The sequence below is a fragment of the Streptomyces sp. NPDC003691 genome, assembly GCF_053981115.1.
The window spans coordinates 96,085-116,667 of sequence record NZ_JBSFNQ010000010.1; the positions used below are offsets into that span (position 1 = coordinate 96,085).

The window sequence follows — 20,583 nt, forward strand, 5'->3', positions numbered from 1 at the left end:
CTTGACGATACCTCTGTCGGTGCGCTAAGCGCTTGGCGGGTTGCCGGGGAGGGGCGCCGGGGCGTCCCGGGCCCGCCCGGCCCGCGTTCCCGGCCCGTTTTCCCGTGCCGGGAGGGGGTACCCGACCCCGGACCGGGGAAGCGGCAGCGGCGGTCCCCGCCGCGTGGAACAATTGATTTCCGGCTCAAACGTCCCATTGACGAGCAGGAGACACAGCGCGATGCGTATCGGAGTGCTCACCGCCGGAGGCGACTGTCCCGGACTGAACGCGGTCATCCGGTCGGTCGTGCACCGGGCCATCACCGGGCACGGCGACGAGGTCATCGGATTCGAGGACGGCTTCAAGGGCCTTCTCGACGGGCACTACCGCCCCCTCGACCTCAATGCCGTCAGCGGCATCCTGGCCCGCGGCGGCACCATCCTGGGCTCGGCCCGGCTGGAGCGGGCCCGGCTGCGGGAGGCCGCGGAGAACTGCGGCGAACTCCAGCGGCGGTACGGCATCGACGTCCTCATCCCGATCGGCGGCGAGGGCACCCTGACCGCGTCCCGGATGCTCTCCGACGCGGGCATGCCGGTCGTCGGCGTCCCGAAGACCATCGACAACGACATCTCCGCCACCGACCGGACCTTCGGCTTCGACACCGCCGTCACCGTCGCCACCGAGGCCATCGACCGCCTCAAGACCACCGCCGAATCGCATCAGCGGGTGATGGTCGTCGAGGTCATGGGTCGGCACGCGGGGTGGATCGCCCTGGAGTCCGGGATGGCGGGCGGCGCCCACGGCATCTGTCTGCCGGAGCGGCCCTTCCAGGTCGAGGACCTGGTCAAGATGGTCGAGGAGCGGTTCGCCCGGGGCAAGAAGTTCGCCGTCATCTGCGTCGCCGAGGGCGCGCACCCCGCCGAGGGCTCCATGGAGTACCGCAAGGGCGAGATCGACCAGTTCGGCCACGAGCGCTTCCAGGGCATCGGCAACCGCCTCGCGGCCGAGCTGGAGCACCGGCTCGGCAAGGAGGCCAAGCCGGTCATCCTCGGCCATGTCCAGCGCGGCGGTGTCCCCACGGCGTACGACAGGGTGCTCGCCACCCGCTTCGGCTGGCACGCCGTCGAGGCCGCGCACCGGGGCGACTTCGGCCGGATGACGTCGCTGCGAGGCACGGAGGTCGTCATGGCCCCGCTGGCGGACGCGGTGACGCAGCTCAAGATGGTTCCGACGAACCGGATGAACGAGGCGGAGTCCGTCTTCTGACGGGGCGCCTCCGGCGGGGGTGCGGAGTTTCGGGGGTACGCCTCCGGCCGGGCGCGCCGGTTCCGGCGTACCGCCCCCGGCGGGGCCGCGGAGTCCTCGCCGGTGCGCCCCCCGGGGGTGGCTTCGGCGCTGCCGCGGGGCCTTGGACCGCGGGCGTCGGTACGCCTCGGGAGACGCGGGTCCCTGACCTCGGGCGCGGTACGCCTCCGGTGGTGGCGCGGGCCTCTGGGCACAGGCGGCCCCTTCGGTGGTTCCGAGGGGCCTTTCGGCGCGCGTGCGGCGGTACGGCCGCGGTGGTTTGCGCGGTCTCCGGAGCGGGTGACGGCCTTCCGCGCGGCGGCTGTCCGGCCCGGCCCGGTGCCGGGTGCCGCTCGCGGGCGGAGCCGTCCGGCGCGCACGAGCGGGCCCGCACGAGCGGTGCGCCGTGCCCGTTCCTCCGAGGCGGAACGCCGGCCGCCGCGACCGCCGCCACCTGCAACGGCGCGACCGGTGCCGGGCGGTCCGCGAACGGGACACCCGAGGGCCCCGGCGGAGACGAGTGGCCTTGGCCGGTCCCCGTACGCCGGCCAAGGCCACTCGTGTGTTCCCCCGTGACCCCGTGATCCCCCGATGTTCCCCCGAACCGTCCGCTCCCCGGGGCAGTGCCCCTGCCCCCGCGGGGCGTCCGGCGCTTCTCACTCTCCGTGGCCCCCGTTCCGCAGGCAAGGGAGTTCCCCGTCCGGGACATGTCCCGGGCTGTCCCGCCGTTGTCCCGGCAGGTCGGCGGGGTACTGCCCGGATATGGCGGTACGGCGCCCGGCGTGCGCCCGGCTTTGGTACCGTCCCGCCCCGGCGGGGCGTGCGGGGTGCGGGCGACCGGCCACGGGCCCGCGGGCGGGCGGACCGACGACGCGGGGGGCGTGACGAAGAGTGCAGGGGCCCGGTGACGGCAGCGGTGACGGCGGTACGGGCCCGGACGGCCGGGGCGGCCCGGCCCCCGGCGCCGGTCCGGAAGCGTGGTGGCGCCGCGCGTACGAACAGGGGCGGCGGTGGCGCCGGTGGCGGCCCCGGAGCTGGGGCGCGCTCGCCCTCGTGCTGCTCGTCGTGGCCGTCACGGGCACCGCGGCCGCGGGCGAGCTGATCCGGCGCGCCCGGCTCGCGGACAACCGCGCACAGTTGCAGCAGGCGTGCCGGGGTCTGCTGCCGCAGGACGTCCTCCGCCCGTATCTGCCCGACGGCTCCCGCGGCCGCCTCGTCGAGTACGGCACCACCCTCGGCACCGATCCGGCGCACGGGACCCGGGCCCTGTTCGACTGCCGGCTGTCCTGGGAGGGCGGCGGGCCGCGCGGCGAGCACGGGGCCGCCGCCGAGATCCGGGCGGTGGCGCTCACCCGCCCGGACGGCAGCACCCCGGACCTGCCGCAGACGCCCGACACGGCGTTCCCCCTGGTACTGCCGCCGTCGGCGCTGGGCGCCACCACGGCGCGCGAACGGATGGTCTTCGCCACGATCGTCGTGACCTGCCCCGACGGGCGGCGGGGCCCCGGCGGCAGCGGCCGGGACCTCCAGGTGCGCGCCGGGCTGCCCCGCGCGCCCGCCGAGGGGCCCGGCGGCGCCGCCCGGCGGACGGAGCTGCTGGCCGTGTCCCGTACCGCCGTCGCCGTCGCCGACTGGGTCACCGCCCGGCTGGGCTGCGGCGGCGCCCCGCTCGGCGGTCTCCCGGAGGCCCGGTCCGGTCCCGAGGGCGGCGCGGCCTCCGGGGCCCGTGCCTGGTGCGACTCCGTGGCGCCGGGCGCCCACGGGCTCGGCGACGACTGGATCGCCCTGCCGCCCACCTCGTACACGACCCGTCTCGGCTTCTGCGGATTCCGGCGGGACGGCGCCCGCGACTCCGGGGACGCCGAGAGCCTGACGGTGACCAGCGCGGTCGGCGGCTGGGGGCTGGAACTGCACGCCCTCCGGGAGTCCGCGCCGGCCCTCCGCGAGGACCGCGCATGGCAGTGGAACGGCGGCGACCAGCCCTCCGCGGACGCCTGGGCGTCGTCCGTGTGCGGCGGGGTCCGGGCCTACCACCGGGTCGCGCTGACCCCCCTGGTCCGGCCGGGTCCCGACGGGGTCCACCGGCTCCCGCGCGAGACCGTGCGCACGCTCCACGCCACCGCCCACCGGGTCCTGGCCGCCTATCTGGCGGCCGAGGGAGCCTGGCCCCGGCGGACCGAGTGCCGGGACACCACCGTGCTGCGGGGCCGGTCATGACCGGGCGGAACGGGGCCCGGGGGAACGGGCCGGACCGCCCGGGGCGGGGCACGCCCGGCGGGGATCCGGCGGAGGGCTTCGCGGGGGAGATCGTCTTCGACTTCCACGACGGATACGCGGAGGACCGGCGGGACGGTACGGAGGACGGCGGTCCTCCGCGGCGCGGACGGCTCGCCCCGCTCCGCCGCGTCCCGGCGGCGCTGCTCGCCCTGCTGCTCGCGGGGACGGGCTGGTTCGTCGCGGACGGCGGCCTGGAGCGGTGGACCAGGGACCGGGCGCTGGAGTCCGCGTGCGACGGACTGCTGCCGGTGGCACGGGCCCGGGCGGCCCTCGGCCCCGGCTCGGTGGCCGAGGCCCGCGACGAACGCGTCGTCCGGGGCACGGACGGGCGGCCGGACGGCGGACCGCCGCTCCAGGTGCGGTGCGTGATCACCCGCAGCGGTGGCGGGGGCGGCGAGTTCCCCGGGGGGAAGGGGCGGCTCGACATCGCGGTGCGCTCCGTACCGGCGGCCGGGGAACCGGACACCGGGGCCGTGTACTACGAGGGGACCGCGGCCCGGCGGCCGGTGCCCCTCGGCCACGGCTGGAACGGCTTCTACGACGACCGCGGCGGTACGGACGGGGCACGTACGGCAGCCGGACTGGCCGCCGTGCTCCTCGACTGCCCGGCGGGGGCGGACGGCGCCGCCGGTACGGGGGACCTGCTGGTCACCGCCGCGAGCGAGATCGAGGGCGGCGGCGTGGACGACCCCGCCGACCGGGTCCGGCTGGCCGCGCTCGCCACGGCGGTCGCGACGGCGGCCGCGGACCGCTACGACTGCGCGGCGCGGCGGGGCTCCACCCCCCGTACGGTCCCGCAGGCACCCGTGCGCGACGAGGCCGTGGCCCCGGGGGCCGCCCGCGGCTCCTGCGCCGGGGTACGGCCCGGATTCCGGGGCGCCCGGCTGCTGGAGAGCCCGGGCGGCCCGGCGCCGCGCGGATACTGCGAGGTCGTGGGGGCCGGCGGGGCCGAGGAGTTCGGCGGGGCGGCCCGGGGCGCGGCCGCCGGATACGTACTGGCCGCGTACTACGGGCCGTACGCCCGGGAGCTGCGGCAGAAGCTGCGCGACGACCCCGTCCTCGACCGGGTGTGGACGGCGAGCGCCGGGTGCGGTCCGGGGGAGGAGCCCGCGCTGTACACGGCGCACACCGAGAGCGGCGCCCCGGTGGGCCCGGACGGCCGCTCCTCGCTGGCGGCCTTCGCCGCCCGGTCGGCCCGGGACCAGGGCTGCGCGGCCCCGTCGGCACCGCGCGAACACCGGACCCCGGACGATACGGCGGCCCCGTCGGGAGACTGACCGGGCGCCGGGCGCGCGGGCTCAGGGGTACGGAAGCCCGCCGGCGGACGCGCCGGGCGGGCCGCGCCTTGTGCCGGTGGTGCCGACCCCAAGGCCCGGGCGGGCTACCGTTCCGGAGCCCCCGGAGCCCCCGGAGCCCCCGGAGCCCCCGGAGCCCCCGGAGCCCCCGGAGCTTCCGGTGCGGTCTGCGGGGTCCCGGCGACGGCGGGACCCGCCGGGGTGCCCGCGCCGCCGGTGCCGCCCATGCCGCCCGCGCCCGGCCGTGCCGTGCACTCCGCGATGCGGTGGCGCATCGGGCGCCGCCGCAGGGCCTCGGCCGCCTCGTCGATCAACTTGCTCAGCGGATACGGCAGTTCGGCCTCGAAACGGGCCGCGGCCTCCGTGGTCGCCGCCGCCTCCGCGTCCAGTACGGGCAGCAGGGACACGGCCCGCCCGGTGAGGCCGACGATCCGCTGCCGGGCGTCCGCGCCCGGCGCGAGGCGCACCAGATCCTCCCCGGCCATCTGCGCCACGGTCTGGCTCGCCGCCGAGTGGGTCACGCCGATCGCTCCGGCCAGCTCGCGGATCGGCATCGGGCCCCGCGCGGCCAGGGTCCGGACGACCGGGGTCCAGCGGGGGCGGAAGCCCGGCAGGCCGAGGTCCTCGTAGACGGCCGCGACATCGCCGTCGAGCAGCTCCAGCAGATGGCGCAGCCGGGTGCCGAGGAGTCCGGGCCCGCCGGGGCGGGACGGCGGGGGCGGGGCAGGGGTTGACATACCGGATAATGTAACAGCGCTGTTGTATCTCCGGAGAGGGGAACCCCGCCGTGCCCGCACCCGCACCCGCCCCGGCCGACGGCGACGCGCCCCGCCCGCTGTATCCGCCGGTCACCCCGTACGACTCCGGCCTGCTCGACGCCGGCGACGGCCAGCGCGTCTACTGGGAGGTCTGCGGCAATCCGCGCGGGAAACCCGCCCTGGTGGTCCACGGCGGCCCCGGCAGCGGCTGCACCGAGAACATGCGCCGCTACTTCGACCCCGAGCGGTACCGCATCGTCCTGTTCGACCAGCGCAACTGCGGCCGCAGCACCCCGCACGCCGCCGACCCCGCGGCGGACCTGCGCCACAACACCACCGGCCGGCTCGTGTCCGACATGGAACGGATCCGCAGGCTGCTGGGCATCGAACGCTGGCTGCTGTTCGGCGGTTCCTGGGGGTCGACGCTGATCCTCGCCTATGCCCAGGAGCATCCCGGCCGGGTCTCGGAGATCGTCCTGTCGAGCGTGACCACCACCCGCCGCTCCGAGATCGACTGGCTGTACCGCGGCGTCGGCCGGTTCTTCCCCCGGGAGTGGGACCGCTTTCTCGCGGGTGCCCCCGGCACTCCCCGGGACGGCGATGTGGTGGGCGCCTACGCTGCCCTGACGGACCATCCGGACCCGGCCGTGCGCGAGAAGGCGACGCTGGACTGGTGCGACTGGGAGGACGCCGTACTCTCCGGCGAGCCCGCGGCCCGGGACCGCCCGCGCCCGTACGGCGACCGCCCGCCCGCCGCCCGGCTCGCCATGGTCCGTATCTGCTCGCGCTACTTCGCCCACGGCGCCTGGCTGCCGGAGGGCGTCCTGCTGCGCGAGGCATCCCGGCTGGCCGGTATCCCCGGGGTGCTGACCCACGGCCGGCTCGACCTGAGCAGCCCCCTCGACACCGCGTGGCAGCTCTCGCACGCCTGGCCGGGCGCCGAACTGACCGTCATCGAGAACGCGGGCCACCTCGGCGGCGCCACGACCCGCACCCATCTGCTCCACTCCCTCGCCCGCTTCACGGACACCGGCCCGGCAGAGCCCACCGCCCCCTGACCGCCAGCCCCGCCTGCGGCAGTGGCCCGGCCCCGGACGCGAGGCTGTGCCCGGCCCGGCACTCCGGGCCCACCGCCGCATGCGGACTACCGCCCGCTGACCCACCGGTACTGGAGCTCCGGGCGCCCGATCTGGCCGTACTGCGGGCTGCGGACCGCCCGGTCCTGGGTGACCAGGTGTTCCAGATAGCGGCGGGCGGTGATCCGGGAGATGCCGACCGCCGCGCCCGCCTCCGCCGCCGTCAGGCCGCCGGGGGTGGTGCGCAGGGTACGGGTCACTGCCTCCAGGGTCGGGCCGCTGAGACCCTTCGGCAGGGCGCCGCCCTCCGGGGCGCGCAGGGTTGCCAGGGCGCGGTCGACCTCCTCCTGGCCGCTGGCCTCGCCCGCCGCCGCGCGGAACTCCGCGTAACGGCCCAGCCGGTCCCGCAGGGTGGCGAAGGTGAACGGTTTCAGGACGTACTGCACCACGCCCAGCGAGACGCCCTCCCGGACGATCGCCAGATCCCGCGCCGACGTCACGGCGATCACATCCGCGCCGTGCCCGGCCGCCCGCAGCGACCGGACCAGGCCGAGGCCGTGCCCGTCGGGCAGATAGAGGTCCAGCAGCAGCAGATCGACCCGGGCCCGCTCCAGGATCCGTACCGCCTGCGACCGGGAGTGCGCCACACCCGCGACGGAGAAACCGGCGACCCGGTCCACGTACAGCGCGTGCGCGTCGGCGGCGACCGGATCGTCCTCGACGACCAGGACGCTGATGGTCCGAGCGGTTCCGTCCGCGCTCATGGCTGCTGCACCTCCCCGGTGCCGTAGGGCAGCGGCGATCGTACGCCACCGGTCCGGGCGGCCGGAGGGCGCGGCTTCCCGGGGGTGCCGCGGCGCGGTCTCACGCAGGCACCGGGGCGGTCAGCGGCAGCTTCACGGTGAACCGGGCCCCGCCGTCCGGGCCGGTGTCCAGTTCGATCGTGCCGTGGCCCCGGAGCACGGCCTGGCGGACCAGGGCCAGACCGAGGCCGCGGCCCGTGCCGCGGGTGGACCAGTCCCGTTCGAAGACGTCGCCCGCCCGGTCCGGGTCGACGCCCGTACCCGTGTCGTGCACCCGGATCAGCAGTTCGCCACCGCCGTCCGGCCGCCGCCCGGCGCGGGCGGTGACCGTCACCCGGGCGCGCCCCGGCCGGGCCCCGGAGACCGCGGCCTCCGATGCCGCGTCGACCGCGTTGTCGACCAGATTGCCGAGGACGGTGACCAGATCGCGGGCCGGGAGCGACGGCGGGATCACCCCGTCGTCGATCAGGCTGTCCTCGGTCAGCACCAGCTCCACCCCCCGCTCGTTCGCCTGGGACGCCTTGCCGAGCAGCAGCGCCGCCAGCACCGGCTCGCCGACCGCGCCGACCACCCGGTCGGTCAGCACCTGCGCCAGCTCCAGCTCCGCGGTGGCGAAGTCGACCGCCTCGTCCGCCCGGCCCAGTTCGATCAGCGAGACCACGGTGTGCAGCCGGTTGGCCGCCTCATGGGCCTGGGAGCGCAGGGCGTGGCTGAAGCCGCGCTCGGAGTCCAGTTCGCCGGAGAGCGCCTGGAGCTCGGTGTGGTCCCGCAGGGTCACCACCGTCCCGCGGTGCTCCCCGCCCACCACCGGCCGGGTGCTGACCACCACGACCCGGTCCGCGGTCAGATGCACCTCGTCGACCCGGGGCTCGGAGGCCAGCAGCGCGCCGGTCAGGGCGGGCGGCAGCCCCAGCTCCGCGACCGGCCGCCCGACCGCGTCCTCGCCGAGGCCCAGCAGCTCCCGGGCACCGTCGTTGACCAGGGCGATCCGGCGGCGGCCGTCGAGCATCAGCAGCCCTTCGCGGACCGCGTGCAGCGCCGCCTGGTGGTAGTCGTGCATCCGGCTCAGCTCGGCCGCGTTCATTCCGTGGGTGTGGCGGCGCAGCCGGGCGTTGATGACATACGTGCCCGCGCCGCCGAGCGCCAGGGCACCGCCGGCGGCCAGCAGCAGGCCCATCACCTGCTCCCGTACCTGCTCGCTGATCCGGTCGATGGTGATTCCCGCGCTGACCAGCGCGATCACCTCCCGCCCGGCGGCAGGTCCGGCGGGTCCGGCTGTTCCGGCCGGTTCACCGGGGGCCGCCGGGGCGAAGACCGGGACGACCGTACGGATGGACGAGCCGAGCACTCCCACGGTGGTCTCGCTGTGGACCTCGCCCCGCAGCGCCTGCTCGGTCTCGCCGAGATAGCGGCGGCCGATCTCCCCGGGCTGCGGATGGGTCCAGCGGATGCCGTCCGGGTTCATGATCGTGACAAAGGCGACACCCGCGTCACGGCGCACCCGTTCCGCGTACGGCTGGAGGACCGCGCTCGGATCGGCCGAGCGCGCCGCGGCCGCGACCGACGGGGAGTCGGCGACGGCCGCCGCGGTCGCGGTGGACTGGCGGCGGGCGGTCTCCTCGGCCTGGGTGTGGTCGACCGCGTACGCGAAGAGGGCACCGCTCGCGACGATCACCGCGACCAGGACGACCTGCATCGCGAAGAGCTGGCCCGCCAGGCTGCGGGGGCGGGGTATGCGCATGGCACCAGTGTGCCTTCCGTTTCACGGCGTTTAACGGCCGGTGAACGATTCGGTCGTGAACGAAATGCACGTAACGGTGACCCGGGTCACAGCGTGATGGATATTCGCCGAAATCCATACGGGACATGGACCTGGCAATTTTTTCTCCGAGGAGGACCCCGTGGCTGCGACAGCAGGCAGAAGGGACCGTACGCACTACCTGTACATCGCCGTGATCATTGCGGTGGTGGCGGGTATCGCCGTGGGCTTCGCAGCCCCCGGGGTCGCGGTCGAACTCAAGCCCATCGGTACGGGCTTCGTAAACCTGATCAAGATGATGATCGCCCCGGTCATCTTCTGCACCATCGTGCTCGGCATCGGCTCGGTACGGCAGGCCGCGAAGGTCGGCGCGGTCGGCGGTCTCGCGCTCGGCTACTTCGTGGTGATGTCCACGGTCGCGCTCGCCATCGGCCTGCTCGTCGGCAACTTCCTGGAGCCGGGCGCCGGCCTCTCGATCACCGAGGAGGCCAAGGCCGCGGGCGGCAAGGCCGCCGAGGGCGCGGGCGGCGAGTCCACCGTGGACTTCCTGCTCGGGATCATCCCCAAGACCCTGGTCTCCGCCTTCACCGAGGGCGAGGTCCTCCCGGCGCTGCTCGTCGCCCTGCTGGCCGGCTTCGCGCTCCAGGCGATGGGCAAGGCGGGCGAGCCCGTCCTCCGCGGTATCGGCCATATCCAGCGGCTGGTCTTCCGCATCCTGGCGATGATCATGTGGGTGGCCCCGATCGGCGCCTTCGGCGCGATCGCCGCGGTCGTCGGCGAGACCGGTATGGACGCCCTGAAGTCCCTCGCGGTCATCATGATCGGCTTCTATGTCACCTGCGCCCTCTTCGTCTTCGTGATCCTCGGCGCGCTGCTGAAGCTGGTGTCCGGGATCAACCTCTGGTCGCTGATGAAGTACCTCGGCCGCGAGTTCCTGCTGATCGTCTCCACCTCCTCCTCCGAGTCGGCGCTGCCGCGGCTGATCGCCAAGCTGGAGCACATGGGCGTCAGCAAGCCCGTGGTCGGCATCACCGTGCCCACCGGCTACTCCTTCAACCTCGACGGCACCGCCATCTATCTGACGATGGCCTCCCTGTTCATCGCCAACGCGATGGGCGACCCGCTGAGCGCCTCCGAGCAGATCTCCCTGCTGATCTTCATGATCATTGCCTCGAAGGGTGCCGCGGGCGTCACCGGTGCCGGGCTGGCGACCCTGGCGGGCGGCCTCCAGTCGCACAAGCCCGAGCTGGTGGACGGCGTCGGCCTGATCGTCGGCATCGACCGCTTTATGAGCGAGGCGCGTGCCCTGACCAACTTCGCGGGCAACGCGGTCGCGACCATCCTGGTCGGCACCTGGACCAAGGAGATCGACAAGGAGCGCGCGGCGGACGTTCTCGCGGGCCGGATCCCCTTCGACGAGTCGACGCTGCTCGACGACGGCCACGGCGGCCCGCTGCCGGGCGACGAGCCGGACGCCGCCGATGCCACGGGCGCCCCGGCGGACGGTGTTCCCGGCAGCCGCCTCGACAAGCGCGACCCGGTCAAGGTCTGATCCCCCTCCCTCCCGGGACCCCGGCGGCGGTCCGCGCGTACTTCCCCGACGCGCGGGTCGCCGCCCCCCGTTTTTTCCCGGCCCTTTTCCGCGCCCTGTTTCCGCCCGGAGCTGTGATCCTTACCTTTCGGTGGGGCAGCGCACCGGAAAGTGCGTACTTGCCGGTGCTCACGGCAGGGAAAACGATGAACACATGGCAACCGAAAGCTCCGACACCACTTCCTCCGCTCCCGCAACTCCTTCCCGTACGACCGTGACCGTCATCGGACTCGGCAGCATGGGGAAGGCCCTCGCCGGGGCCTTCCTCGACGCCGGACACTCCGTCACCGTCTGGAACCGCACCCCCGGCCGGGGCGGCGGCCTCGCCGCCCGCGGCGCCGTGCTCGCCGCGACCGCCGAGGAGGCCGTCACGGCGAGCGAACTCACCGTCGTCTGCGTCGTCGACTACGACGCCTCCGACGCGATCCTGACCCCGCTGGCGAAGGCCCTCTCCGGCCGCACCCTGGCCAATGTCACCGCCGATGTCCCCGAGCGCTCCCGGACCGCGGCCGCCTGGGCCGCGGAGCACGGCATCGACTATCTGGACGGTGCGGTGATGGTGCCCACCGAGGTCGTGGGAACCCCCGACGCGCTGCTCTTCTACTCCGGCGACCGTGCCGTCTTCGACCGGTACGAGCCCGTCCTGCGGGCCCTCGGCGGCCGGACGGTCCATGTCGGCGACGACCCGGTCCGGGGCGCGGTGTTCGACGTGGCGCTGCTGGACCTGTTCTACGGCGCCATGGGCGCGATGATCCACGCCTTCGCGCTGGCCCGGGCGAACGGAGTCCGGGCGGCCGAGGTCGCCCCGTACATGAAGAGCATCGCGGATCTCATCCCGCTCGCGCTGGACTCGATGGCCGCCGATGTCGACGCCCGGTCCTATCCGCCGCTCACCGCCTCGCTCGGGACGATGGCCGCGTCCGTCGACCACATCGTGCACGCGGGACGCGCCGCGGGCCTCGACTCCGCCCAGATGGAAGGCATCCAGCGGATGACGGACCGGGCCCGTGAACTGGGGCACGCGGAGGACGGCTGGGCCGCGAGCTACGAGGCCCTGGTCAACCCCCGGGCCTGAGCCCGCCGCACCCCGCCGCGGCTTGCCCTGATCCCGCCGCGCCCCGCCGCCCGGCCGCCGCTTGCCTTGCCCCCGGCGTCAAGGTCTACGTTCCTCCGTATGCGCATCGGAGAGATCGCGGAACGGGCCGGGACCACCACCCGCACCCTCCGCTACTACGAATCGCGCGGACTGCTGCCCGCGCGCCGCGCGGAGAACGGCTACCGCGCCTACGACGAGAGCGATCTCAGACTGCTCGACGAGATCCGCACCCTCCAGGACTTCGGCTTCGGCCTGGAGGACACGCGGCCCTTCGTGGAGTGTCTGCGCGCCGGCCATCCGGCGGGCGACGCCTGCCCCGCCTCGATGGCCGTCTACCGGGCGAAGCTCGGCGAACTCGACGCACTGATCGAGAAGCTGACGTCCGTACGGGAACGGGTCGGGGAGCAGCTGGAGCGGGCGGAGGCGCGGCGGCACGAGCCGGAGCCGCGCTGTTCCTTCGGATACGGGGAGTGGTGAGCATGGCCGGAACGGACACGGACACGGACACGGGTACGGGTACGGGCACGGGTGCGCGGACCGGAGTGGTCTCGCCGGTCACGGACGCCGACTTCGAGACGGTGGTCCTGGGCGCGGACCGGCCGGTGCTGGTGAAGTTCACCGCCGACTGGTGCCCGCCGTGCCGGCAGATCGCCCCGGTCCTCGCCGAGATCGCCCGTGAGGAGGCGGAGCGGCTGACGGTCGTCAGCCTCGACGTGGACCGCCATCCGCTGACCGCACAGCGGTACGGGGTGATGTCGATGCCGACGCTGATCGTCTTCCGGGACGGCGAGCCGGTGCATGTCTCCGTCGGGGCCCGGGCCAAGCGGCGGCTGCTGGCGGAATGGGCGGGCGTTCTGGACCGCTGATCGCCTACGGTGCCCCCGTGGACTACCGGACGATCGTACTCAACGGGGGCTCCAGCTCGGGCAAGTCGGGCATCGCCCGCTGTCTCCAGGCACTGCTGCCCGACCCCTGGCTCGCCCTCGGCACCGACACCTTCGTCGATGCCCTGCCGCCCTCCCTCGGGGAGCACGGCGACCCGGACGCGGGCGGGTTCGGCGTCGGGCCCGGCGGGGAGGTGAGCGTCGGTCCGGAGTTCCGCAGGCTGGAGAGCGCGTGGACCGCCGGGGTCGCCGCGATGGTACGGGCCGGGGCCCGGGTCGTCGTCGACGAGGTGTTCCTCGGCGGCCCGGCGTCCCAGGACCGCTGGCGTACCGCCCTGCGCGGAGTGGACGTCCTCTGGGTGGGCGTCCACTGCGATCCGGAGGTGGCAGCGGGCCGGGAGCTGGCCCGCGGCGACCGGGCGGCCGGGATGGCGGCCGGGCAGGCCGCGCTCGTACACCGGGGCGTCGACTACGACCTGGTGGTCGACACCGGCCGGACGGAAGCCGTCGACTGCGCCCGGCTGATCGTCCGCCGTCTCACGGGGGCCGTCAGCTGATCAGCACCGCGCAGCCGCGCCGCTCCAGCTCCGCCACCAGCCGGTCCTGCGGGACCAGAGGGTTCCAGCGCAGGTCCAGCTTCTCCAGGGCGGGCAGCCCGAGCAGCCATTCCGGGAGCTCCCGCAGCCGGTTGGAGCGCAGGTCCAGTTCCCGCAAGAGGGGCAGGGCGGCCAGACACCCCGGAAGGTCCGGCAGTTCGTTCTCCCGCAGCTCCGCCCGGCGCAGCGCGGTCAGGGCCGTGAACGAGGCGGGCAGCCCGGTCAGCGCGTTGCCCCGCAGCCACAGCTCCCGCAGCTCCCCGAGCCCGCCCAGCTCGGCGGGGAGCGCGGTCAGCCCGCAGTGCTGGGCCCGCAGCTCCCGCAGGGCCGCCAGTCCGCCGAGCGCGGCGGGCAGCGCCCCCAGCGGGTTTCCGCCGACGTTGAGATAGCGCAGCGACGCCAGCCCGCCCAGGGCGGCGGGCAGGGCGGTGAGCCGGTTGTCGTGGAGATAGAGGAACCGGCTCAGCCCGGTCAGCGCGCCGATCTCCGGCGGCAGGGCCGTCAGCGCGTTGTGGCCGAGGTCCAGCGTCCGCAGCCGCCGCAGTCCGCCGATCCGCGGGGAGAGTTCGGTCAGCCCGTTGTCGGCGAGGATCAGGATCTCGGTATCGGCGGCGTCCCAGACGGACTCCGGGACCCGGCCGAGCCCCGCCCGCCACAGGTTCACCTCAGGTGTCGTCACGCCCCTGTTGTACACGGCCCCGGGAGATAGGCCGGTGGCCCGGCCGGGCCGCGGCTCCCCGCCCCGGGCCGTACCCCGCGGCCCCCGCCCCCGGTCACGCCCTGCCGGTCATGCCCCGGCCGGTACCGCCCCCGCGCGGGCCGCCGCGACCGCCTCGGCCGTATCCGCCTCCACCAGGCCGTTGTTGATGTCGATCGCCGCGGCCGACCCGGCGCCCGCCGCGACGATGACCTGGGCCCGGGCGTCGGCGACATTGCCCACCGCCCACACTCCGGGTACCGACGTACGGCCCGAGGCATCGGTGGCCACCGCCCCGGTGACACCGTCCCGGGCGCAGCCCAGCGCGGTCAGCAGTCCGTCGCGCGGAACCATCCGGGGCGGGACGAAGAGTGCCGTACGGGACACGGTCCGGCCGTCCGCGAGTTCCACACCCCGCAGCGCGCCGTCCGTGACCACGAGCCGCTTCACCGGGGTCCGCTCGATCCGTACGCCGCGCGCCGCCAGCCGTTCGCGCTCCCCGGCGTCCGGGACGATGTCGTGGGCGAACAGCACCACGTCGGGGGACCACTGGCGGACCATCAGCGCCTGGTGCACCGCGGCGGGGCCGGTGCCGAGCACGCCCAGCGGGGCGTCCCGGACCTCGTAGCCGTGGCAGTACGGGCAGTGGAGCACGTCCCGGCCCCAGCGCTCCCGCAGCCCGGGCAGTGCGGGCAGCTCGTCCCGCAGCCCGGTCGCGACCAGCACCCGGCGGGTGTCCAGCACCGGGCCCCCGGCGAGCCGTACCCGGAATCCGCCGCCGGCGGCCGTGATCCCGTCCGCGAGCCCGTCGAGGAACACCACCCCGTAGCGCGCCGCCTCGGCCCGGCCCGCCGCGAGCAGTTCGCCCGGGGGCATACCGTCCCGGGAGAGAAAGCCGTGCATATGCGCGGCTGGGGCGTTACGGGGTTCGCCCGAGTCCACCACGGCGACCCGGCGCCGGGCCCGGCCCAGCACCAGCGCCGCGCTCAGCCCGGCGGCCCCGCCGCCGACCACGACCACGTCGTACCCACCGCGGCCGCCCGCCGTCCGCACCGAATCCGAGTTCGCGTCCACCGTGTCCGCCGCGTTCCCCGCACCCCTCGCGTCCATCGCGATCACCTCCGGGCACAGCGTCACCGGACGGCAGCCGGGACGGCAAGCTCACTTGCGGATCCGGCAAAACGCCCTGTCTCAGCGGGGATCCGGCGGCCGGAACAGAAAAGAAGCCCTCCGCCCAATTGACCGGCGGGGGCTTTGTCTGCGTATATTGGTGAATTGACTTCGAGAGGGAATCCCGGTGAATTGGATTGCGCTCCGACGGTAATCGTGTTACCGCTCCGCGCCCCTCTTGATGTCGATCGAAAGCTAGCGCACTAAACGTACGTTATCTCGTCGGGAGTGAAATTGTCAAGCACCGGGACCGGGAAATCCGGAAAAAGCAGGGAAGAAATCCAGGACGAGGAAATGCGCCGGGAGCAGGAGGTCGTCGACCGGCTCCACGCGCGCCTCGCCGAGCTGCGCCGGGAGGCCGCGGCCGGCCTCGGCGCCACCCTTGCCCGGCAGGGCAGCCACCTCCAGTCCCGGCTCGAACGCGATGTGGCCGCGGCGGAGGGCGCCGGCCGGCTCGCCGCCCTCGACGCGGTCGGGTCCGGTCTCTGCTTCGGCCGTATCGACCACCGCGACGGCACCGGCCACCACATCGGCCGGATCGGCATCCGCGACGGCGACCCCGAACGCACCCCGCTGCTCGTCGACTGGCGCGCCCCCGTCGCCCGCCCCTTCTATCTCGCCACCGGCCATGAGCCGATGGGACTGGCCCGCCGCCGCCACATCACCACCCGGGGCACCGTCGTCACCGCCCTCCACGACGAACTCCTCGACCTCGGCGACCCCACCCGCACCGGCCATGAGAACCCCGGCGCCGACGCCGTCCTCCTCGCCGCCCTCGGCGCCGCCAGAACCGGCCGGATGGCCGATATCGTCCGCACCATCCAGGCCGAACAGGACCGGATCATCCGCGCCCCGAGCCGGGGCGTCCTGGTCGTCGAGGGCGGCCCCGGCACCGGAAAGACCGCTGTCGCCCTGCACCGCGCCGCATACCTCCTCTATGCCGAGCGCGAGCGGCTGGCCCGCCGCGCCGTCCTGATCGTCGGCCCCAACCCGGCCTTCCTGGGATATATCGGCGATGTCCTGCCCTCCCTGGGCGAGACCGGGGTACTGCTCGCCACCGTCGGGGAGCTGTTCCCGGGTGTCACGGCCGAAGGTACGGAGAGCGTCCGGTCCGCCGCCGTCAAGGGCCGGGCCGGGATGGCGGAGGTGCTGGCGCGGGCCGTCCGCGACCGGCAGCGGCTTCCGGAGACCGTGCCCGCGCTCCCCGGGCCCGACCCGGCGGACTACGAGGCGGAGAACACCCTCCCCGAGCCCGCCCTGCTGATCGACCACGAGCAGTACGGCACCCTGCGGCTGCACCGCGAAATGGCGTACGCCGCCCGGGACCGGGCCCGCGCCACCGGGCTGCCGCACAATCTCGCCCGCCCCCACTTCGCCTTCGCCGTCGTGGACGCCCTCACCGGGCAGGTGGCCGAGCTGCTCGGCGCCGACCCCTACGGCGGTCCGGACCTCCTCGGCCCCGACGACCGGGCGCAGATCGGCAAGGAGATCGCCACCAGCGCCGAGGTGCATGCCGCGATCGGTGAACTCTGGCCGCGGCTCACCCCGCAGGAACTCGTCGCCGGACTCCTGGCCGGCCCGGAGGAGTACCTCCCGGCGGACGACGCGGCCGCGATCCGCCGCACCGGCGGTCCGTGGACCCCCGCCGACGTGCCCCTCCTCGACGAGGCCGCCGAACTCCTCGGGGTCGACGACAGCGCCCGGCTGGCCGCCGAGGAGGCCGGGCGGCGGGAGCGGATCGCCTACGCCCAGGGCGTGCTCGACCTGTCGGCCGGCTCCCGGACCTACGAGTTCGAGGACGAGGAGTCCGAGGTGCTCGCCGCGCACGACGTCGTCGACGCCGAGCGGATGGCCGAACGCCACGAGGAGGCCGACCACCGCACCGCGGCCGAACGCGCGGCCGCCGACCGCACCTGGGCCTTCGGCCATATCGTCGTCGACGAGGCGCAGGAGCTGTCCCCGATGGCCTGGCGGCTGCTGATGCGCCGCTGCCCGGCCCGCTCGATGACCCTGGTCGGCGATCCGGCGCAGACCGCCGACGAATCCGGCGCCGGTTCGTGGGAACAGATCCTGCGGCCGTACGCCGGGGACCGCTGGACCCACACCAGGCTGGGCGTCAACTACCGGACCCCCGCCGAGATCATGGCGCGGGCGGCCGCCGTGCGGCGCGCCTCCCACCCCGGCTTCGTACCGCCGCGCTCCGTCCGGTCGACGGGCACCGAGCCCCGGTTCGAGCGGGTGGCGCCGGACGGGCTGGCCGCCGCCGTCCTCGCAGCCGTACGCCGGGAGGAGCCCGGGGAGGGACGGCTCGCCGTGATCGCCCCGGCCGCGCTCCACCCCGCACTTCACCCCGCGCTCGCCGGGCCGGCCGCGGACGGGCCGGACCTCACCCGCCGGGTCGTCCTGCTCACCCCCCGCGAGGCCAAGGGCCTGGAGTTCGACGGGGTGATCGTCGTCGAACCGGCGGCCTTCGGGGACAGCGATCTCTATGTGGCCCTGACCCGGGCCACCCAGTGGCTCGGCGTCGTCCACTCGGCCGCGCTCCCGCCGGGGCTGGCGGAGGGCGAGGCGGGAGAGTCCCCGGAAGTCACGGAGGTCGCGGAAACCGGGGAAACCGCGGAAACCGCGGAAGGCACGCACGGCACGGAGGCCGGGGAAGGCGGGGCGGCCGGGTAAGGGCCGCGGGCCCGGGGGCCGGGGGGTACGGGCGCCGCGGCCCCCCGCCCGCCCCGGCCTCCGCCCGCCCGCCCCGGTTCCGGTTCCGTCAGACCGTACGCACCGGGCGCAGCCACACCGTCGCCAGCGGCGGCAGCGTCAGCAACAGGCTCGACCCCCGGCCGTGCGACGGCGCCGGGTCCGGCACCAGCGTCACCGGCCCGCCGTCACCCTCCGTGCCGCCGCCCGTGCCGCCGCCCGTGTCACCGCCCGCGCCGCCGTTGCGGATGCCACCGCCGCCGTACCGCGCGTCGTCGGTGTTGAGGGCCTCCGCCCAGGCCGGAACCCACTCCGGCACCCCGATGCGGTAGTTCTCCCGCACCACCGGCGAGAAGTTGGAGACCGACACCAGCGGCTCCCGCGCCGCGTCGAAGCGGACGAACGACAGCACGTTGTCCTCCGCCGCCTCGCAGTCGATCCACGAGAAGCCCTCCGGTACGGTGTCCCGCTCCCAGAGCGCCGGGGTCCGCCCGTACACCGTGTTCAGATCGCGGACCAGCAGCCGTACGCCCCGGTGGTCCGGCTCCGCCGCGTACGACGGGTCCAGCAGCCACCAGTCGGGGCCGTGCGCCTCGGACCACTCCGCGCCCTGGGCGAACTCCTGCCCCATGAAGAGCAGCTGCTTGCCGGGGTGCGCCCACATGAAACCGAGATAGGCCCGATGGTTGGCGCGCCGCTGCCACCAGTCGCCGGGCATCTTGCCGACCAGTGCGCCCTTGCCGTGCACGACCTCGTCGTGGGAGACCGGCAGAATGTAGTTCTCGCTGTACGCGTACATCATCGAGAAGGTCATCTCGTGGTGGTGGAAGCGGCGGTGCACCGGCTCCCGGCCCATGTACTCCAGCGAATCGTGCATCCAGCCCATGTTCCACTTCAGCCCGAAACCCAGACCGCCGTGTTCGGTGGCGCGGGTGACGCCCTCCCAGGCCGTGGACTCCTCGGCGATCGTCACCACGCCGGGGCAGCGCCGGTAGACGGTGGCGTTCATCTCCTTGAGGAAGGCGACCGCGTCCAGATCCTCCCGGCCGCCGTGCTCGTTCGGCGTCCACTGGCCGTCCTCGCGCGAGTAGTCGAGGTAGAGCATCGAGGCGACCGCGTCCACCCGCAGTCCGTCGATGTGGAACTCCTCGCACCAGTAGACCGCGTTGGCCACCAGGAAGTTCCGGACCTCCTTGCGGCCGTAGTCGAATTCGAGCGTCCCCCAGTCCGGGTGCGCGGCCCGGAGCGGGTCCCCGTGCTCGTACAGCGGCCGCCCGTCGAACTCGGCCAGCGCCCACTCGTCGCGCGGGAAGTGCGCCGGGACCCAGTCCATGATCACACCGAGGCCCGCCTGGTGCAGCGCGTCGATGAGGAACCGGAAGTCGTCGGGGCTGCCCATCCGGGACGTCGGCGCGTAGAAGCCGGTGACCTGGTAGCCCCAGGAGCCGCCGAAGGGGTGCTCGGCCAGCGGCATCAGCTCGACATGCGTGAAACCGAGGTCCCGGACGTACGGCGGCAGCTGTTCGGCGAGCTGGCGGTAGGTCAGTCCGGGCCGCCAGGAGGCGAGGTGGACCTCGTAGACGGAGAACGGCGCCTCGTGGACCGGGCGGGCCGCGCGCCGGGCCAGCCAGTCGCCGTCGTGCCACTCGTGCCGGGAGACCGTGACCACGGAGGCGTTGGCGGGCGGCACCTCGGTGTGCCGGGCCATCGGATCGGCGCGCAGGGTGTGCGTACCGTCCGGGCGCATGATCTCGAACTTGTAGAGCGCGCCCTCGCCGACCCCGGGCACGAACAGCTCCCAGACGCCCGACGCGCCCAGCGACCGCATCGGGAAGCCGCCGCCGTCCCAGTGGTTGAAGCTGCCCGCGATCCGCACACCCCGCGCGTTGGGCGCCCAGAGGGTGAAGCGGGTGCCGGTGACGCCCTGGTGGACCATCGGATGCGCGCCGAGCGCCCGCCACAGCTCCTCGTGACGGCCCTCGCCGATGAGGTGCAGGTCGAGTTCGCCCAGCGCGGGCAGCAGCCGGTACGGGTCGTCGGTCTCCACCTCGTGCACGCCCCGCCCGTCGGGGGTGTCGTAGGCGATGAGCAGCCGGTACTCGGGGACCGTCCGCATCGGGAGGACCCCGGAGAACAGTCCGTCGCCGTGGTCGCGCAGTTCGGCCCGCAGCCCCTTGGCGAGCACGGTCACGGAGCGGGCGTAGGGGCGCAGGACGCGGACCTCGACGCCGTGGCGGCCGAGATGGGCGCCGAGCAGGGCGTGCGGATCGTGGTGGCCGCCGGAGAGCAGCCGGGCCCGGTCGCCGTCTTCGAGCGCGGGGGCGGTGAGCACTCCGTGGGCGGCGGAACCCGGGCGGGGCGCGGCCGGGACCGGCGGTGCTGCGGGGGCCGGTTTCCCGGCCACGGGCGGGGCGGCGGGCGTGGCGGTGGGGGCCGGTTTCTTGGCGGACCGGCCGGTGCGGGCGGGCGCCGAGGGCCGCGTCGTACGCGGGGAGGGCGCGGCCGGCGGCGCCGGCGGCGCGGTGCGGGGGGCGCCGGTGCCGGGGGATTCCTGGTAGGGCGGGCGGGCGGCGGTCACGGGGAGGAGCCTCCTTCGGGGCGTGGCTGAGGAAGGTCGGGGGTG

The 20,583-nt window shown here is 74.8% G+C and carries 16 protein-coding genes; 10 read left to right on the forward strand and 6 right to left on the reverse strand.

The features are described 5' to 3' along the window. The first annotated feature begins 220 nt into the window (after positions 1-220). From ACWDR0_RS07530 to ACWDR0_RS07540, 3 genes are all read left to right on the forward strand, one after another. Complete coding sequence (locus tag ACWDR0_RS07530) at positions 221-1,246, forward strand: 6-phosphofructokinase (RefSeq protein ID WP_456350710.1); 1,026 nt, start codon at positions 221-223, stop codon at positions 1,244-1,246. Between the two features lie 909 nt (positions 1,247-2,155). After that, a complete protein-coding gene (locus tag ACWDR0_RS07535) occupies positions 2,156-3,481 on the forward strand; it encodes a hypothetical protein (protein WP_456350711.1) in 1,326 nt (441 codons plus the stop codon). Continuing rightward, positions 3,478-4,818 carry a hypothetical protein gene (locus ACWDR0_RS07540; RefSeq protein ID WP_456350712.1) on the forward strand — a complete coding sequence of 447 codons (1,341 nt, stop codon included), beginning with the start codon at positions 3,478-3,480 and terminating at the stop codon, positions 4,816-4,818. The genes ACWDR0_RS07535 and ACWDR0_RS07540 overlap by 4 nt, the downstream gene beginning before the upstream one ends. Positions 4,819-4,922: 104 nt before the next feature. Here the strand turns inward: ACWDR0_RS07540 and ACWDR0_RS07545 are convergent, their stop codons facing one another. Further along, a complete protein-coding gene (locus tag ACWDR0_RS07545) occupies positions 4,923-5,573 on the reverse strand; it encodes a MarR family transcriptional regulator (protein ID WP_456350713.1) in 651 nt (216 codons plus the stop codon). Positions 5,574-5,623: 50 nt separating this feature from the next. Here ACWDR0_RS07545 and pip point away from each other — a divergent pair, with 50 nt between their 5' ends. After that, positions 5,624-6,652 (forward strand): prolyl aminopeptidase, encoded by a 1,029-nt coding sequence (gene pip / locus ACWDR0_RS07550; RefSeq protein ID WP_456350714.1) that lies wholly within the window; start codon positions 5,624-5,626, stop codon positions 6,650-6,652. A gap of 86 nt (positions 6,653-6,738) precedes the next feature. Here the strand turns inward: pip and ACWDR0_RS07555 are convergent, their stop codons facing one another. Further along, positions 6,739-7,434, reverse strand: coding sequence for a response regulator (locus ACWDR0_RS07555; RefSeq protein WP_456350715.1), 696 nt, complete (start codon positions 7,432-7,434; stop codon positions 6,739-6,741). Positions 7,435-7,534: 100 nt separating this feature from the next. Next, positions 7,535-9,214, reverse strand: coding sequence for a sensor histidine kinase (locus ACWDR0_RS07560; RefSeq protein WP_456350716.1), 1,680 nt, complete (start codon positions 9,212-9,214; stop codon positions 7,535-7,537). Between the two features lie 160 nt (positions 9,215-9,374). Between ACWDR0_RS07560 and ACWDR0_RS07565 the strand changes: the two genes are divergently transcribed. From ACWDR0_RS07565 to cpt, 5 genes are all read left to right on the forward strand, one after another. Continuing rightward, positions 9,375-10,784, forward strand: a complete 1,410-nt coding sequence (locus ACWDR0_RS07565) for a cation:dicarboxylate symporter family transporter (protein WP_456350717.1) — start codon at positions 9,375-9,377, stop codon at positions 10,782-10,784. A 193-nt stretch (positions 10,785-10,977) separates the two neighbouring features. Next, a complete protein-coding gene (locus tag ACWDR0_RS07570) occupies positions 10,978-11,898 on the forward strand; it encodes an NAD(P)-dependent oxidoreductase (RefSeq protein WP_456350718.1) in 921 nt (306 codons plus the stop codon). A 99-nt stretch (positions 11,899-11,997) separates the two neighbouring features. Beyond that, positions 11,998-12,396 (forward strand): MerR family transcriptional regulator, encoded by a 399-nt coding sequence (locus tag ACWDR0_RS07575; protein WP_456350719.1) that lies wholly within the window; start codon positions 11,998-12,000, stop codon positions 12,394-12,396. Positions 12,397-12,398: 2 nt separating this feature from the next. After that, positions 12,399-12,785 carry a thioredoxin gene (gene trxA, locus ACWDR0_RS07580; RefSeq protein ID WP_456350720.1) on the forward strand — a complete coding sequence of 129 codons (387 nt, stop codon included), beginning with the start codon at positions 12,399-12,401 and terminating at the stop codon, positions 12,783-12,785. Then, positions 12,761-13,360: a chloramphenicol phosphotransferase CPT gene (cpt, locus tag ACWDR0_RS07585; RefSeq protein WP_456350721.1), complete on the forward strand. Its 600-nt coding sequence runs from the start codon at positions 12,761-12,763 to the stop codon at positions 13,358-13,360. The genes trxA and cpt overlap by 25 nt, the downstream gene beginning before the upstream one ends. Here cpt and ACWDR0_RS07590 read toward each other — a convergent pair. Then, positions 13,353-14,063, reverse strand: coding sequence for a leucine-rich repeat domain-containing protein (locus ACWDR0_RS07590; protein WP_456350736.1), 711 nt, complete (start codon positions 14,061-14,063; stop codon positions 13,353-13,355). The genes cpt and ACWDR0_RS07590 overlap by 8 nt on opposite strands. A 123-nt stretch (positions 14,064-14,186) precedes the next feature. Continuing rightward, on the reverse strand, positions 14,187-15,206 hold the full coding sequence (locus ACWDR0_RS07595; RefSeq protein ID WP_456350722.1) for an NAD(P)/FAD-dependent oxidoreductase: 1,020 nt from the start codon (positions 15,204-15,206) through the stop codon (positions 14,187-14,189). A 354-nt stretch (positions 15,207-15,560) separates the two neighbouring features. Here ACWDR0_RS07595 and ACWDR0_RS07600 point away from each other — a divergent pair, with 354 nt between their 5' ends. Beyond that, positions 15,561-17,942, forward strand: coding sequence for a HelD family protein (locus ACWDR0_RS07600; protein ID WP_456350723.1), 2,382 nt, complete (start codon positions 15,561-15,563; stop codon positions 17,940-17,942). 88 nt (positions 17,943-18,030) lie between these two features. Here ACWDR0_RS07600 and glgB read toward each other — a convergent pair whose 3' ends face one another. Next, positions 18,031-20,538 carry a 1,4-alpha-glucan branching enzyme gene (gene glgB, locus ACWDR0_RS07605; protein WP_456350724.1) on the reverse strand — a complete coding sequence of 836 codons (2,508 nt, stop codon included), beginning with the start codon at positions 20,536-20,538 and terminating at the stop codon, positions 18,031-18,033. Positions 20,539-20,583: the final 45 nt, after the last annotated feature.

Bases quoted from the DNA above. Each gene is read 5' to 3' on its own strand.
- ACWDR0_RS07530 (WP_456350710.1), top strand. From the start codon at position 221: ATGCGTATCGGAGTGCTCACCGCCGGAGGCGACTGTCCCGGACTGAAC.
- ACWDR0_RS07540 (WP_456350712.1), top strand. From the start codon at position 3,478: ATGACCGGGCGGAACGGGGCCCGGGGGAACGGGCCGGACCGCCCGGGG.
- ACWDR0_RS07545 (WP_456350713.1), bottom strand. From the start codon at position 5,573: ATGTCAACCCCTGCCCCGCCCCCGCCGTCCCGCCCCGGCGGGCCCGGA.
- ACWDR0_RS07555 (WP_456350715.1), bottom strand. From the start codon at position 7,434: ATGAGCGCGGACGGAACCGCTCGGACCATCAGCGTCCTGGTCGTCGAG.
- ACWDR0_RS07560 (WP_456350716.1), bottom strand. From the start codon at position 9,214: ATGCGCATACCCCGCCCCCGCAGCCTGGCGGGCCAGCTCTTCGCGATG.
- ACWDR0_RS07570 (WP_456350718.1), top strand. From the start codon at position 10,978: ATGGCAACCGAAAGCTCCGACACCACTTCCTCCGCTCCCGCAACTCCT.
- ACWDR0_RS07575 (WP_456350719.1), top strand. From the start codon at position 11,998: ATGCGCATCGGAGAGATCGCGGAACGGGCCGGGACCACCACCCGCACC.
- trxA (WP_456350720.1), top strand. From the start codon at position 12,399: ATGGCCGGAACGGACACGGACACGGACACGGGTACGGGTACGGGCACG.
- cpt (WP_456350721.1), top strand. From the start codon at position 12,761: ATGGGCGGGCGTTCTGGACCGCTGATCGCCTACGGTGCCCCCGTGGAC.
- ACWDR0_RS07595 (WP_456350722.1), bottom strand. From the start codon at position 15,206: ATGGACGCGAGGGGTGCGGGGAACGCGGCGGACACGGTGGACGCGAAC.
- ACWDR0_RS07600 (WP_456350723.1), top strand. From the start codon at position 15,561: ATGCGCCGGGAGCAGGAGGTCGTCGACCGGCTCCACGCGCGCCTCGCC.